Genomic DNA, 14,818 nt, shown 5'->3' on the forward strand with positions numbered 1-14,818 from the left:
GCCTGCACGGGATAAAAGTCATCCGTCAAAGAAAGGGTAGCCGCTGGCGGTTACCCTTTCTTTAGTCAATCAATCTGACTATCTTGTCAATAAGGGGAACCTGATGGCTGAGTTTGATGCATTTCATCTCGCGAGGATCCAGTTCGCCTTCACTATCTCCTTTCATATTATTTTTCCGGCATTAACCATTGGTCTTGCCAGCTATCTGGTGGTACTGGAAGGCATGTGGTTAAAAACACGGCGCCTGCTCTGGCGCCAGCTTTATCATTTCTGGCTAAATATTTTTGCGATTAATTTTGGTATGGGTGTGGTATCCGGCCTGGTCATGGCCTACCAATTTGGCACTAACTGGAGCGGTTTTTCCCAGTTTGCAGGCAGTATTACCGGGCCTTTACTGACATATGAAGTTTTAACCGCTTTTTTCCTCGAAGCTGGATTTCTTGGCGTGATGCTATTTGGCTGGAACCGGGTCGGGCCGGGATTACATTTCTTTTCGACCTGTATGGTGGCCATGGGAACGCTGGCCTCAACGTTTTGGATCCTGGCTTCCAATAGCTGGATGCAGACGCCTCAGGGCTTTCATATTGAGCAAGGGCAGGTGATACCAGATAGTTGGTTGGCGATAATCTTCAATCCCTCATTTCCCTGGCGCTTACTACATATGTCTATCGCCGCCTTTCTGAGTACCGCGCTGTTCGTTGGCGCTTCGGCGGCCTGGCACTTATTACGTGATAACGATACGCCAGCCATTCGAACAATGTTTTCAATGGCATTGTGGATGGCGTTGATTGTCGCCCCCATTCAGGCCGTAGTCGGCGATATGCATGGGCTGAACACGCTCAAGCACCAGCCGGCAAAAATTGCCGCTATTGAAGGTCATTGGGAAAATAAACCCGGCGAAGCTACGCCGCTGCTACTGTTCGGCCTACCGGATATGGCAGAAGAGCGCACACGATATCCGCTGGCTATCCCCGCCCTAGGCAGTTTGATTCTCACCCATAGCCGTAGCGCCCAGGTTCCAGCACTGAAAGACTTTCCCGCCAACGAACGGCCTAATTCGACGATTGTTTTCTGGTCGTTTCGTTTTATGGTCGGAGCCGGTTTTTTGATGATCGCGCTTGGCGTCATTGGCTGGTATTTACGTCGCCATAAACGTTTGTGTGACTCGCGACCTTTTTTGTGGTTTGCGTTAGCGATGGGACCTGTCGGTTTACTGACCATTCTGGCCGGCTGGATCACGACGGAAGTCGGACGCCAGCCCTGGGTGGTGTACGGTCTGTTGCGTACGCGGGACGCCGTCTCAGCGCATAGTACGCTGCAGATGAGTATCAGCCTGGCCGCCTTTGTGGTGGTCTATTTTGCGGTGTTTGGCGTGGGATATCTCTATCTTATTCGTCTACTCAAACTGGGGCCTCAGCCTGAATCGGAATTAGCGCTTAATTCCTCCGGAACGCCAGCGCGTCCTTTATCGGCGCCGGATAAATTACCGAGTGAGGAGAAATTCTGATGGGAGTTGATCTGGCAGTCATCTGGTTTGTGATAATCATCTTCGCCACGCTGATGTATATCGTTATGGATGGTTTCGATCTCGGCATCGGCGCGCTATTTCTATTTACCCGCGATAAGGCGCACCGCGACACCATGGTCAATAGCGTGGCGCCCGTGTGGGATGGAAATGAGACCTGGTTGGTATTAGGCGGCGCCGGGTTATTTGGCGCTTTTCCGCTGGCCTACGCGGTGATCGTTGACGCCCTGACCATCCCGCTTACCGCGATGCTTATTGGCTTAATATTCCGCGGCGTGGCGTTTGAATTTCGTTTTAAAGCCGCGGAATCCCATCGCCGGTTTTGGGATAGCGCGTTTATGTGGGGATCATTATTAGCCATCTTTAGCCAGGGGATCGTTGTCGGCGCCATTCTGCATGGTTTTCCGTTGCATGGGCGGCAATTCGCTGGTTCGCCGCTTGACTGGTTGACGCCATTTAATTTGTTCTGTGGATTAGCGTTAATTGCCACTTATGCCTTACTGGGGGCGACCTGGCTTATTTTAAAAAGTGACGGGGCGTTGTTACGCTTGATGCGTCGGTTAACGCGCATACTGTTGCTGCTTTTTCTAATCGCCATGGCTGCCATTAGCTTATGGACGCCGCTTACCCTCGCACGAATTGCTGAGCGCTGGTTTTCGCTCCCCAATGTCTTCTATTTTCTACCGGTGCCGCTACTGGTCCTTACCCTCAGCCTCTGGTTATGGCGGCTGAGTCAACGCGCCGACAGCCACGCCGCGCCTTTTATTCTTACGCTTGGGTTGCTGTTCCTTGGTTTTAGCGGTTTAGGGATAAGTATCTGGCCCTGGATCATCCCACCGGATGTGACGCTCTGGCAGGCAGCGGCGCCAGTGGCCAGCCAGTTGTTCATGTTGGTCGGCACGCTGCTGATTGTTCCGGTTATCCTGGCCTATACCGCCTGGAGTTACTGGGTCTTTCGCGGCAAGGTGCGGGCAGATGAGGGCTATCACTAATGTGCAAGCGTATCGCCAAAAGGCTGGGCTGGCTGCTGTTGATCTGGTGCTGCGGCGTTCTGGTGGTGTTAATCATCAGTACGCTGGTGCGCGGTTTTATGACGCTGGCGGGGCTGCATGTCTAAAACGAGGGGACGAAGATGGCAGAGCAACCGTGGTTTCAAAACGCTGTAATTTATCAGGTTGATACCTCGCTGTTTTATGATGCCAATGGTGATGGCTGTGGCGATCTGGCCGGAATAAGGCAAAAACTCTATTACTTACGTAGCTTTGGGGTGACGGTATTGTGGTTAACCCCCTTTTATCTGACGCCATTTCTCGATGACGGTTACGACGTGCAGGATCATCTGCAGCCCGATCCGCGTTTTGGGCAAATCCGTGACGTTATTCAACTGATTGATGACGCGCGGGAACTGGGGATACGCGTTATCATCGAGTTGGTTATCCAGCATACCTCTTCGCAACACCCCTGGTTTCTGGAGGCGCGTAAAAACAGACATTCTCCTTTCCGGCCATATTATCTCTGGGCCGATTCGCCGCCCGAAAAGGACGATCCGCCAATGTTTCCCGGTGTCGAAAAGAGCGTCTGGCGCTGGGATCAACAGGCGGGACAGTATTATCGTCACATGTTCTATCGCCACGAGCCGGATCTCAATCTGGTGCACCCTCCGGTGATAGACGAAATTGACAATATTGTGCGTTTTTGGCTACGCGTTGGGGTGAGCGGTTTTCGGCTAGACGCCGCCTCGCACCTGGTTAAACAAGCCGGAAATGGCGACGAAGAGCAGGGGTACTGGATATTGGCCCATCTTCGGCAACTGGTTGAACAGACCAATCCTGAAGCCATTCTGCTCGGTGAAGTTGACGTGGCAGTGAACGATTACCGTCACTATTTCGGCCACAGCGATCGCCTGCAACTGGTGCTTAATTTCTGGCTGAACAAATTTTTTTACGTCAGCCTCGCCCGGCAGAGTGTGAAGCCGCTCGTTAGCGCGCTGCAAGCGATGATTAAGCCGCCGCCCGGTTGCTGTTTTGCTAACTGGCTACGTAATCACGATGAGCTCGACCTGGAGGGTATTGAGGACGCAGACCGGCAGTTTGTGCTGCGCTGTTTTGCCCCCGAGAAGTCGATGTCAGTCTATCAACGTGGCATTCGCCGCCGCCTTGCGCCGATGCTGGAGGGCAATATCCGTCGGCTGGCGCTTTGTCATGCGGTGTTACTGTCGCTGCCTGGCGTGCCTGTGATGCGCTATGGCGATGAAATCGGTATGGGCGAGGATCTGTCGCTGAAAGAGCGTTATGCCGTGAGGACGCCCATGCAGTGGTCAGCCGGGGTGAATGGGGGCTTTTCCACCGCCGCGGCGGAAAAATTACTCGTCAGGCCGGTTGCCAGCGGCCCCTGGCGATATCAGCAGGTCAACGTCGAACTGGCGTTGCGTCAACGCCACTCGTTGCTGCAGCGAGTGCGGCAGATGGTTCAACTGCGCGCCGAATATCATGAGCCTGGCACCACCCCCTTTGAGCTGGTATCCGGCTTGCCGCCATCGGTGTTAGCGCTGCGCTACCGCAGTCAATCTCGCGATCTGCTGATGCTGGCGAACTTCAGCGAACGCCCGGTAGAGGTACGATTGCCGCGTCAGGAGACAGGTTACTGGTCCTGCGTGCTGGAGGACCGCCGTTATCGCGATAGCCTTACCGGCGGCAAGGTCTGCCGGTTACAGCTTGCCGATTATGGTTATCGCTGGTTTAGCCGCCAGCACGATTAACGGCGCTTGCGCGGGCGGCGTAGTAGTCCGCGTAATATCATCAGTCCAAATGCGATCCCAACGCCGGAGGCGACTTTACCAGGCAAATCGGCGCTGACGTTAAATGAGCGCTGGCGAGCGCCAGCGCTAAATGTCCCGCGGGTGCTGTGCTCGCCCCGCACGGCAGAATAGAGATCGTCTGGCTTTTCGCTACGTTTCGCTTGCGCTGTCAGCTGACCTTCCCAGGCTTTGTTAACCATCAGGCGGTCAAGTAGTGAAGGGAAGAAAAATTGGCCAACGATGGATTGAATGGTGCTTTTACCTACCCACAACTCGCGAACGGGGCGCTGAACGACGCTAAAAATCGCCTCTGCCGCCACCTCAGGCTGATAAACCGGGGGAACGGGCTGCATCTCTTTATCCATTTTATTTCTTGCCCAACCAAACTGCGTCGTATTCATTCCCGGCAGTTGGACCATGGTTAATTGGATCCGGCTGCGTTGATGCATCAGTTCGGTTCGCACTGCATCGGTAAATCCGCGAATCGCCGCCTTCGCGCCGCAATACGCCGATTGCAACGGAATGGAACGCCAGGCAAGCGCGGAGCCCACCTGGATTATTATCCCGCGGTTTCTGGGGCTCATCACTTCCAACGCGGCGCGTGTGCCGTTGACATAACCTAAATAGGTCACCTCCGTCACGCGGCGAAATTCATCATCACTCATCAAATGGAAGGGCGCTAACACCGTGGTCATGGCATTATTGATCCACACTTCAATGGCGCCGAGCTGGGTTTCGATTTCCGCCGCGGCCTGCCGCAGCGAACGGGCATCAGCGACGTCAGCGCTGATAACCTGCGTCCGGACGCCGTACTGTCGACATGCGTTTTCGGCCTCCTGTAGCCCACTTTCATCGCGCGCAATAATCGCCACATCATAGCCTGCCTTAGCAAAACATAGCGCCGTCGCTTTACCGGCGCCCGCACTGCCGCCGGTGATAACCATTACCGCCATAGTCGCCTCAATTGGTCTGAACATGGCATTTCGCCATGGTGTATTGGTCACTGAGTACTTGAGTATTATTGATTCATTGCTGGCCGGTGGTCGGAAATATCCGAGAGTACTTATTATGGCTAACAGACGACATTATTTATTATGGCAATGGCCAAATTTCATGATAACGCTACAATTTATAATTCAATGCCGCAAAGTTGGAGGTGGTATGTATATTAATCATGTTACTGAAAAAGAAGAGGACGACCCGATACGGGCTCCTGAGTCAGGCGATAAACAACCGGAACGCGATAAGTAACGTCTCTACGCTTCGGTCGGAATAATTGAAATCTGGCCATTACGTTCGAGGATCGCAAATTTAATCTTCTCAAGTTGATATATACCATGGTGCTGTCGCGCGGCGAGCAATATGTCATCCACAGAGATATTGACCATTTTCATTTTATCGTCAGCGACAACACCATTTTCTACGACGATCGTCGGCGAACCATCAAGATAATTCTCAGCCTGCGAAAAGCGCTTCTTTATATAGCCAAATAAAATATCCACGCTGACCAGCGTGACAATAGTCAGCATTGAACCGGTAACAGAATAGTCGGTGCTGAGCATGGCCTGCTGGGTGGCCTCACTGATAATCAACAGTAAAATCAGATCAAAACTGGTGAGTTGCATAAGCGTTCTTCTACCAGCAACTTTAAATATAATCAATAAGATAAGATAGATTGCGACGGCTCTGAGCACCATTTCCATCGTTGTGACTCCTAAGGAAAGACAAATTGGCTAAAGGTGACGGCAGGTTGCCGGTTCGCCTGTAGTGTCGTGGAAAGTTTGCCAAATGTTTTTGGCGTGATAGATAACCACAGCGAGAGCGGCGCGCCACTGCTATTTTCATTGTAAACCAGTATCAGATGACCGTTAGCGCTGTACATTTTATCGGGCTGCGGTCGAATATCACCAATTTGGTAATGGCTTAATAACGTGGGTGAAAAATCCACTGAGGTATGAGCGAGGCCACTGTTTTTTATCTGAACATTGACTTCGGTTTCGCTCATTAGCCTGGCAAAACGGTCATAGTCTACCGTTAACGATGAAGCGGAATTCTCATGATGGGCGGAGCTCAGGAAGCCAGATGAAAATAAACCGCATAATGCAGCAATGATAATAATGGCGAGAAAAACCACCCCATAGCGCCGGAAGTTATACTCGAAGCGTAACGCCTGTAGATTCTCGTTTATCTCTGGCGGATCCTGTTGATTATTGTCCATCTTTCGGCTCCAGCATGATGTTTATATTTAACGATACGATAGCGACGTTGTTATTTTAGCTGATATCAGAATTATTGACGTTGTTAAAATCGCTATCCGCGGCCAGACTTTAATAACAGTCATGCTGACATGAAAGGTGAAATAATGAGGAAAAAGCTAATCGCGACACTCTGTTTGTTACTCACCGCTGGCGTCTGGGCTGAAGAAAAGGGCGGTTTTAAAAACGATGCCGCGCCGCCGCCGCCGCACCAGCTGGACGACGGCTATCGCGGTATGGAGGATGGCCGGATTATGACCATTGAGCAGGCGAAAACCATGCACGACGGCGCGACTATTTCCCTGCGCGGCAATGTGATTAAGCATGAAGGCGACGACCGTTATCTGTTCCGTGATAAAACTGGCACCATTGCGGCCATTATTCCGGCAGCCGTTTTTGATGGTCAGGACATCAAGCCAGACAAACTGGTGAGCATCAACGGAAGCCTGGATAGTAAAATGACGCCGCCGCTGGTGCGGGTTGATAAGCTGCGCAAACAAGCGCCCAATTAACCGGAGAGCCTGAGTATGAGCAGAGCGCATCACCATGAACTCGATAAACGCGGTAAACACCCGGCGCGAGAAGAGCCGGGTAAACACGGTGAGATCCCGCGGAAACGGGATGATAGCGACGATCACCGAAGCGATCCCTATCATCCGACGGAAAACGCCAAAGCGGTATGTTTCTGCTGAGGGTAATGAAACCCCGCGCCGCGCGCGGGGTTAGCGTTTACTCACGTAGCGCGTTTCGCCAGTCAGCGATCAGGTCTTGCGGATCTTCAATACCTACCGAGAGTCGAATCAACTGCGGCGTTATGCCATTCGCCAGCCGCTGTTCCAGCGGAATGGAGGCGTGCGTCATGCTGAATGGCTGGCTCACCAGGCTTTCCACACCCCCCAGGCTTTCCGCCAGGGTAAATAACCGTAGTTTTTTGATGATGCGCCCGGCGTAGTCATCATCTCCTTTGACCACAACGGAAATCATACCGCCTGGCAGGGCCATCTGTCGGCGGGCCAGATCGTGATGGGGATGGCTGGCGAGCCAGGGGAACCACACTTTCTCGACCTGCGGCTGCTGCTCCAGCCATTCCGCCAGCAGCAGAGCGTTGCTGCTATGACGTTCCACCCGTAGAGCCAGGGTGCGAATGCCGCGCAGCGTCAGGAAGCTGCTGAATGGGTCAAGTACGCCGCCGACGGCGTTTTGCAGATAGCCCAACTTCTCGGCCAGCGTCGGATTGTCGCCAACCACCGCCAACCCGGCGACGACATCCGAATGACCGTTGAGATATTTGGTCGCTGAATGCACCACGATATCAAAGCCCAGTTCGATAGGGCGATGGATGATCGGTGAGGCAAAGGTATTATCGGTGACGCTGATAATGTTATGTCGACGGGCAATCTCGGCAATGGCCGCAAGATCCGCCAGCTTGAGTAACGGATTGGTCGGCGTTTCCACCCAAATCATCCGCGTATCAGGGCGGATCGCGGCTTCGATGCCTGCCAGATCGTCAGGTTTGACCCAGGTCACTTGCAGACCGGCGCTACGACGGCGAACATTTTCAATCAGCCGGTATGTGCCGCCATAGACATCATCTACCGCCACCAGATGGCTATCCTTATCCAGCAGTTCCAGTACCGTGGAAATGGCCGCGAGGCCTGAAGCAAAAGCAAAACCCCGGCTACCGCTTTCCAGCTCTGCAATGGCCGTTTCCAGCGCGTGGCGGGTCGGATTGCCGCTACGCGAATATTCATAGCCGGTATGCTGGCCCGGCGCGGGCTGGGCAAAGGTAGAGGTGGCGTAAATTGGTGGCATCACCGCGCCATGCTGGTCGTTAAAAATGCCGCTATGGACGCTGAGCGTCTGTAAATTTTTCATGTTCGTTCCTTATTGTTCCAGTCGGTTACGCCAGGTGGTCAGGACGTCGCTACGGGTAATCAGGCCGATAAACCGATCGTTATCGGTAACGACCACGACATGTCCACGGTCGAAGATATCTTTAAGCGCGCTTTCCGGGGCGTGCTTATCCAGGGTTTCGACATGGCGGGTCATCGCCTCTCTGACCGGTAGCGCGAAACGCCGGCTGTCGCCCTGGACGTGGCTTATCAGATCCCATTCATCGACGATGCCAACCACGTGGCCGTTTTCCAGCACCGGCAGCTGGGAGAAATCGTACAGGCGCATACGAGCAAGGACGGCAGCCAGCGTATCGTCGGACGCGGCGGTGACGGTTGCGCCTTCATCATGACGCAGGGCGATAAAATCGCTAAGATCGCCGCGCGTCGGGCGGCTTAGCAGACCTTGCTGGCGCATCCAGTCGTCGTTGAACATTTTCGACAGGTACTTGTTACCGCTATCGCAGGCGAAGGTGACCACCCGCTTAGCGGTGGACTGCGACCGGCAGTAGCGCAGAGCTGCTGTCAGCAGGGTGCCCGTTGACGAGCCGGCGAGGATACCTTCCACTTGCAGCAGCTGCCGGGCGGTGGCGAACGCTTCACGATCGGTCACGCGCCACGCTTTGCGCACCTTCTCCAGATGGGCGAGCGGGGGAATAAAATCTTCGCCGATCCCCTCCACCAGCCAGGAGCCGGTTTCGCCGTATTGCCCGGTCTCTACCTGATCCGCCAGAATCGAGCCCGCAGGATCGGCAAGAATAAATTCGGTTTTCGGCGAGTGTTGCGCAAACCATGCCTGCAAACCGCCCAGGGTACCGCCTGAGCCGACACCAACCACCACGGCGTCAATGTCGCCATCGAGTTGCTCAAACAGCTCCGGCGCGGTAGTGGTGGCATGAGCCAACGGGTTGGCTTCATTATTGAACTGGTCAATATAAAACGCGCCCGGCGTTTCATCCGCCAGACGGCGGGCGTAGTCCTGATAATAGGCGGGATGACCTTTGTTGACGTCCGAGCGGGTTAACTGCACGGTGGCGCCCAGCGCACGCAGATGGAAAATTTTCTCGCGGCTCATTTTGTCCGGCACCACCAGGATCAGTTTGTAGCCTTTCTGCGCGGCAATCAGCGCCAGCCCCAGCCCGGTATTACCGGCGGTGGCTTCAATGATGGTGCCGCCGGGGCGCAGTTTTCCCTGGCGCTCGGCTTCATTAATCATCGACAACGCCACGCGATCCTTTATCGAACCGCCGGGGTTTTGGTTTTCCAGTTTCAGGAACAGGCTGCACGGGCCGGTATCCAGTTTATGCAGCTGTAACAGCGGGGTATGACCAATCAGGTCGCTTACAGAGTGAAAGAGTGACATAACCATTTATCCATTCGTATCGAGATAGCTGAATGGTAGAACTGTAAAAACGGCATTTTAAAGAACATAAATCTGCCGTTTAGCGCAAAATGGAATATAAGATGCTTTTTAGCCATCCAGAAGGAAAGCAGGTTATCCGCCCGGGCGTATCGATTGCTGGAATAGCGGTTTTTTGCCTTGTTTTTAAGCAAATTAGCCGCTGGCGTTGGCTGGTCTATGCATTTTCCGGCAAAGCATTACTGAAAATTATCGATAGCTTGACTCTCCAGGCATAGCGATTATAAATAAATTGACTCTGCCGATACGGCAAGGCTATGACCGTCACTGGATTACCACCTGGACCGATAAGGGAATACTGATGAAACTGTGGAATAAAACGCTGATTACCTCTGCATTGTGCCTGGCGTTGTTTGGCTGCGATGACTCATCGAAAGTCGACAATAAACTGGATCAGGCCAAAGATAACGCGGAACAAATTAAAGATGCGGCTGCCGATAAAGCGCGGGCCATTAAGCAAGAAGCGGATAAGCAGATCGACGACATCAAAACGCAGGCCAATAATGAAGCGGATAGCCTGAAAACTCAGGCCAGCAGTATTAAATCTGAAGCCGACAAGAAAGCTGACGCGATTGCCCAGGATGCGAAAAATAAAGCGGATGCGGTAAAACAGGATGCGCAGCAAAAAAGCGATGCGATCATGAAAGAGGCGGGAAAAATTAAAGATAACGCCATCGTTGAAGCCAACCAGCTTTCCGCCGATGCCGCCAATAAGACCAAAGAGATAAAAGAGAGTATCGCGCCGGAGCAAGCGCCAGCGCAGCAGGCGCCGGCCGGTCAACAGTAAATATTTGAGTGCTTACCGCGGCGGTATTGTCGCCGCCGCGGTGCGTTTCTCAGGAAATAAACAGACTCAGTAATAACACCATCAACAAACCCACCACCGAGTTGATGAGCTCCAGTAAGCCCCAGGTCTTAAAGGTATCGCGCATCGAGATGCCAAACGTTTCCTTAAAGAGTAAAAAGCCGCCGTCATACATCAAAGTAATGGTATTGCTACCACAGGCCACCGCCAGGCACATCAGCGCTGGATTAAGATGAAATGCGGTAACCATTGGCGAAACAATCCCTGCTGAAGTAATTGCCGCAACGGCGCCCTGGCCGGTAAGAATACGAATAATAGCGGTAATCAGCCAGGCGATAATAAACGGCGACAGCGGGACATGGCTCATCATCGTGACGATATGGTCGCCGACGCCAGAATCGATAATAACCTGTTTAAGAATGCCGCCGGCGCTGATGACGAACAGGACGTTGGCAATTCTGGCGACCGAGTCCGTGACGCAGTGGTTAACCTGAACGGCGTTCATACCGCGGCGGCAGCCGAGCAGCCAGATTGCGGCGCCGGTCGCCAACAGCATGCTAATTTCCGCGCTACCGAGGAACTGGAAGAATTTTGCCGCAGAAGAGGCCGCGCCAAACAGCGACTGAATCAGCGAAGACGCAATCATTAATATCGCGGGGATCAGCGGAATGGCAATGCTGACCGCAAACGACGGCAGCGCGTCGGCAGGTTTCTCCTCCTGCGGTTGAATCATGGCATTCAGCTTCATTTCGCGGATACCCGGAAGCCAGGCAGGTAACAGGATCCCCGCACAGAACAGCGCCGGGATGATCACGATAATGCCGTACAGATAAACCTGAACAATATCCGCCTGGAAGGCGCTGACTAATGCAACCGGCCCCGGCTGTGGCGGAAATAAACTATGTCCCATGGTGGCGCCGACGACCGTCGGAATAACCAGTTTCATCCACGGGATATTGGCTTTGCTGGCGATGTTGAGTACCAGCGGCATAGCAATCAAAAACGCCACTTCATAAAACATGGCAATGCCGAAGATGACGCCGATAAACATCAAGCCGACCGCCAGATAACGGGTGCCGCAACGCCTGATGACCGTATCGGCAATCTGCTGGCTGGCGCCGGATTCGGTCATAAATTTGCCGATGATAGCGCCGAATATAATGATCAGCGCCAGGTGTCCCATTATTCCGCCCAGTCCTTGCTGAACCATCGAGACGATTTTATCGAGGGGCACACCTTCCATAACGGCGACGAACAGGCCGGCAATTAATAAGGCGAAAATATTGTGAACTTTGTATTTCAGATTCATGATGACCAGTAGCGCAATACCGACCACCACCCATAGCAGAGCCAGGGCTGGAGACATGGCATCCTCCCAACAGAGATTTTATTATTTTCAGTGCCGGAGAACTCCGGCACCTGAGTGAAGAGCGGATCAGGCGTGCTGGTTTTCCAGCGCTTCCCATAATCCCAGCAGGTAAGTGGCGCCGAGCGCGCGATCGTACAGGCCGTATCCCGGGCGGCCGGTTTCTCCCCAGATAAAACGGCCATGATCGGGGCGAATATAGCCGTCGAAGCCGTTGTCGTGCAGCGCCTGCATCACCCGGTACATATCGAGCGAGCCGTAGCGGGTAGGGTGCGCCGATTCGTAGAAATCTTTGTCTTTTATGATTTTAATATTTCTGACATGAGCGAAATGAATGCGCCCGCGCTGGCTGAATTCCGCGAGGATTTGATAAACATTATTTTGCGGCTCCTCGGCAATAGAGCCGGTACATAAGGTAATCCCGTTTGCCGGTGAATCCACCGCGCGACACAACCAGTCGAGATCGTCGCGGTTTTTAATAATGCGCGGCAGACCAAAAATAGAGTACGGCGGATCGTCAGGATGAATGGCCATTTTCACGCCGACCTCTTCGCAGACCGGGATAATTTTCTCCAGGAAATAGACCAGATTTTCTCGCAGTTTGTCATCATCGACCGCTTTATAGCTGTCGAATAACGTCTGTACCTGCGCTAAACGTTCGGGCTCCCAGCCCGGCAGGGCATAGCCGTTGGCGTTGCTGAGCACTTCCGCAACGACCTGTTCCAGCGTTTTATCGATGCCGGCTTTTTCAAAAGCCATCGTTAGCGAACCGTCCGCCAGCCGGTAGTTCATGTCGGTTTTCATCCAGTCGAAAACCGGCATAAAGTTGTAGCAGATGACCTTAACGCCAAAGGCGGCGAGGTTACGGATAGTTTGCTGATAGTTGGCGATATAGCGATCGCGCTCCGGCAGCCCGATTTTAATCGCGTCGTGAATATTCACGCTTTCGATAACTTCCATCGTCAGACCGTTAGCGTGGGCCTGCTCGACTAACGCCTTAATTTTCTCCCGTGGCCAGACTTCGCCAACCGGTACGTCGTACAGCGCGCCGACCACACCTTCCACTCCAGGAACCTGACGGATCTGCTCAAGAGTGACTTTATCTTCGTCTGGCCCAAACCAGCGCATCGTCATTTGCATGAAAACTTTTCCTTACCGCGTTGTTTATAGTCTACTACCATACAAGTTAGATTAAGGATAACGACAATGCGGAGAGTGGGACATGATCGAACTCACAAAACCATACATCGGATGAATTGCACACGCTGACGTAATGCTCATTACAAGATGCGTAAAATCGGGTAAAGGGGGCGGTTAACGTGGCGGCATCAGGTAGAATTACTATGCTTAGAGACGAAGTCTCTTTTTTAAGTCGTTAATTTTGTTTGTATGGAGAGTGTATGGGTTTCTGGAGAATCGTATTTACTATCATCCTGCCGCCGCTGGGCGTACTGCTGGGTAAGGGCTTCGGCTGGGCATTCATTCTGAATATAATTCTGACCTTGCTGGGCTATATTCCTGGCCTTATTCACGCCTTCTGGGTACAAACCCGCGATTAATTACTGTCAATAATTTAGCGGCGCATTCGCGCCGCTATCGTTCATAGCGTGAAGCTTCAGCGATTAGATTTTAGCGTGCCTTTCAGCCCATGCGGTTCTGAACGCAGGTATTGCGGCGGTACGCTAACCTGGGCCCCCAGAGCCGCCGCAGCCTGCCACGGCCAGTGTGGGTTGTAGAGCGCTGCGCGGGCGATGGCAATCAGATCGGCGTCGCCGTTTTGCAGTGCATCTTCAGCCTGCTGCGGTTCGGTAATTAACCCTACGCCAATGACCGGAACGTTGATCTGCTGGCGGATTTCATGGGCGAACGGTAACTGATAGCCAGGACCGACCTGAATCGCCTGCTGCGGCGACAACCCGCCGCTGGAGACGTGAATATAGTCGCAACCCAGCGCTTCAAGCTGCTGGCTAAATACGATGGATTGCGCCGTATCCCAACCGCCTTCTACCCAGTCTGTCGCCGAAAGCCGAACGCCGACGGCGATATTTTCGCTGACCGCCTCCCGTATTGCCTGGAAAACCTCCAGCGGGAAACGTAAGCGGTTTTCCAGCGAACCGCCGTATTCATCTGTTCGCTGGTTGCTCAGCGGCGAGAGGAATTGGTGCAACAGATAGCCGTGCGCGGCATGCAGCTCTATCAGTTCAATTCCCAGGCGTTCAGCGCGCCGCGCGCTATCAACAAAGGCTTGTTTAAGCCGCGCCAGATCGTCATGGCTCAGCGCTTTCGGCGCCCGGTCGCCGTCATGAAATGCCAGCGCGGATGGAGCGACGGTTTGCCAGCCGCCGTTATCCAGCGCCAACTGACCGCCGCCAAGCCAGGGGGCAGCGACGGAGGCTTTGCGCCCGGCATGCCCCAGCTGGATACCGATGCGGGTTGTTGAATAGGCGCGAACATCTTCCAGTACCCGGTACAGGGCGGCTTCGGTTTCATCATCCCACAGGCCGACGTCCGCCGGGGAGATGCGACCCGCGGGCTCAACGGCGCTGGCTTCAATAATCACCAAACCGGCGCCGGAAAAAGCCAGCTGTCCAAGATGAATGCGGTGCCAGGCGGTTGCCTTGCCGTTTTCGGCGGAGTACTGACACATCGGGGCGATGACAATCCGGTTTTCCAGCGCCAGTTTACCAATTCGCGCAGGGCTAAATAGTTGACTCATATGTACCTCGTAAGCGTTGTGCTACCTGATAACCTGTAGTTG

Annotated in this window: 17 protein-coding genes; 9 read left to right on the plus strand and 8 right to left on the minus strand. The window is 53.5% G+C overall.

The genetic code is table 11. From position 1 onward, the window contains the following. Nucleotides 1–103 precede the first annotated feature (103 nt). The 4 genes from ABLV08_RS01160 to ABLV08_RS01175 are packed head-to-tail and all read left to right on the plus strand — an operon-like array spanning nt 104 to nt 4,283. A complete protein-coding gene (locus tag ABLV08_RS01160) occupies nt 104–1,507 on the plus strand; it encodes a cytochrome ubiquinol oxidase subunit I (RefSeq protein WP_325923121.1) in 1,404 nt (467 codons plus the stop codon). Next, on the plus strand, nt 1,507–2,517 hold the full coding sequence (gene cydB, locus ABLV08_RS01165) for a cytochrome d ubiquinol oxidase subunit II (protein ID WP_348855452.1): 1,011 nt from the start codon (nt 1,507–1,509) through the stop codon (nt 2,515–2,517). Before ABLV08_RS01160 ends, cydB begins: the two co-directional genes overlap by 1 nt. Then, on the plus strand, nt 2,517–2,642 hold the full coding sequence (locus tag ABLV08_RS01170; RefSeq protein ID WP_015366675.1) for a DUF2474 family protein: 126 nt from the start codon (nt 2,517–2,519) through the stop codon (nt 2,640–2,642). Before cydB ends, ABLV08_RS01170 begins: the two co-directional genes overlap by 1 nt. Before the next feature lie 15 nt (nt 2,643–2,657). Beyond that, nucleotides 2,658–4,283, plus strand: a complete 1,626-nt coding sequence (locus ABLV08_RS01175; RefSeq protein WP_348855453.1) for an alpha-amylase family protein — start codon at nt 2,658–2,660, stop codon at nt 4,281–4,283. Here the strand turns inward: ABLV08_RS01175 and ABLV08_RS01180 are convergent. From ABLV08_RS01180 to ABLV08_RS01190, 3 genes are all read right to left on the minus strand, one after another. After that, entirely contained in the window at nt 4,280–5,299 is a 1,020-nt protein-coding gene (locus tag ABLV08_RS01180; RefSeq protein ID WP_226938411.1) for an SDR family oxidoreductase, read from the minus strand. The genes ABLV08_RS01175 and ABLV08_RS01180 overlap by 4 nt on opposite strands. Nucleotides 5,300–5,578: 279 nt before the next feature. Further along, on the minus strand, nt 5,579–6,025 hold the full coding sequence (locus tag ABLV08_RS01185) for a YetF domain-containing protein (protein ID WP_015366672.1): 447 nt from the start codon (nt 6,023–6,025) through the stop codon (nt 5,579–5,581). Between the two features lie 11 nt (nt 6,026–6,036). Further along, nucleotides 6,037–6,540: a hypothetical protein gene (locus ABLV08_RS01190; RefSeq protein ID WP_020078893.1), complete on the minus strand. Its 504-nt coding sequence runs from the start codon at nt 6,538–6,540 to the stop codon at nt 6,037–6,039. A gap of 144 nt (nt 6,541–6,684) precedes the next feature. Here ABLV08_RS01190 and ABLV08_RS01195 point away from each other — a divergent pair, with 144 nt between their 5' ends. Next, nucleotides 6,685–7,089, plus strand: a complete 405-nt coding sequence (locus ABLV08_RS01195) for a YdeI family stress tolerance OB fold protein (protein WP_015366670.1) — start codon at nt 6,685–6,687, stop codon at nt 7,087–7,089. Between the two features lie 15 nt (nt 7,090–7,104). Continuing rightward, on the plus strand, nt 7,105–7,269 hold the full coding sequence (locus ABLV08_RS01200) for a hypothetical protein (RefSeq protein ID WP_015705356.1): 165 nt from the start codon (nt 7,105–7,107) through the stop codon (nt 7,267–7,269). Nucleotides 7,270–7,306: 37 nt separating this feature from the next. Here ABLV08_RS01200 and ABLV08_RS01205 read toward each other — a convergent pair whose 3' ends face one another. Together ABLV08_RS01205 and ABLV08_RS01210 are read right to left on the minus strand one after the other, a co-directional pair. Then, a complete protein-coding gene (locus ABLV08_RS01205) occupies nt 7,307–8,452 on the minus strand; it encodes a PLP-dependent aspartate aminotransferase family protein (protein ID WP_015705357.1) in 1,146 nt (381 codons plus the stop codon). Between the two features lie 9 nt (nt 8,453–8,461). Further along, nucleotides 8,462–9,838 carry a pyridoxal-phosphate dependent enzyme gene (locus ABLV08_RS01210; protein WP_348855454.1) on the minus strand — a complete coding sequence of 459 codons (1,377 nt, stop codon included), beginning with the start codon at nt 9,836–9,838 and terminating at the stop codon, nt 8,462–8,464. Nucleotides 9,839–9,933: 95 nt separating this feature from the next. Between ABLV08_RS01210 and ABLV08_RS01215 the strand changes: the two genes are divergently transcribed. Together ABLV08_RS01215 and ABLV08_RS01220 are read left to right on the plus strand one after the other, a co-directional pair. Then, entirely contained in the window at nt 9,934–10,107 is a 174-nt protein-coding gene (locus ABLV08_RS01215) for a hypothetical protein (protein WP_015705359.1), read from the plus strand. An 83-nt stretch (nt 10,108–10,190) separates the two neighbouring features. Further along, nucleotides 10,191–10,676, plus strand: coding sequence for a lipoprotein (locus ABLV08_RS01220; RefSeq protein WP_015366666.1), 486 nt, complete (start codon nt 10,191–10,193; stop codon nt 10,674–10,676). A gap of 49 nt (nt 10,677–10,725) precedes the next feature. Here the strand turns inward: ABLV08_RS01220 and ABLV08_RS01225 are convergent, their stop codons facing one another. Further along, nucleotides 10,726–12,060 carry a gluconate:H+ symporter gene (locus ABLV08_RS01225; RefSeq protein ID WP_047077518.1) on the minus strand — a complete coding sequence of 445 codons (1,335 nt, stop codon included), beginning with the start codon at nt 12,058–12,060 and terminating at the stop codon, nt 10,726–10,728. A 69-nt stretch (nt 12,061–12,129) separates the two neighbouring features. Then, complete coding sequence (gene uxuA, locus ABLV08_RS01230; protein WP_045365882.1) at nt 12,130–13,200, minus strand: mannonate dehydratase; 1,071 nt, start codon at nt 13,198–13,200, stop codon at nt 12,130–12,132. Nucleotides 13,201–13,460: 260 nt separating this feature from the next. Here uxuA and ABLV08_RS01235 point away from each other — a divergent pair, with 260 nt between their 5' ends. Then, on the plus strand, nt 13,461–13,619 hold the full coding sequence (locus tag ABLV08_RS01235) for a YqaE/Pmp3 family membrane protein (protein WP_002903230.1): 159 nt from the start codon (nt 13,461–13,463) through the stop codon (nt 13,617–13,619). A 56-nt stretch (nt 13,620–13,675) separates the two neighbouring features. On the opposite strand, the gene ABLV08_RS01240 is transcribed toward ABLV08_RS01235, so the two are convergent. Further along, a complete protein-coding gene (locus tag ABLV08_RS01240) occupies nt 13,676–14,776 on the minus strand; it encodes an NADH:flavin oxidoreductase/NADH oxidase (RefSeq protein ID WP_015366663.1) in 1,101 nt (366 codons plus the stop codon). Nucleotides 14,777–14,818: the final 42 nt, after the last annotated feature.

The organism is Klebsiella sp. CN_Kp088, from assembly GCF_040064335.1.
In the GTDB taxonomy this organism is placed as follows: domain Bacteria; phylum Pseudomonadota; class Gammaproteobacteria; order Enterobacterales; family Enterobacteriaceae; genus Klebsiella; species Klebsiella aerogenes.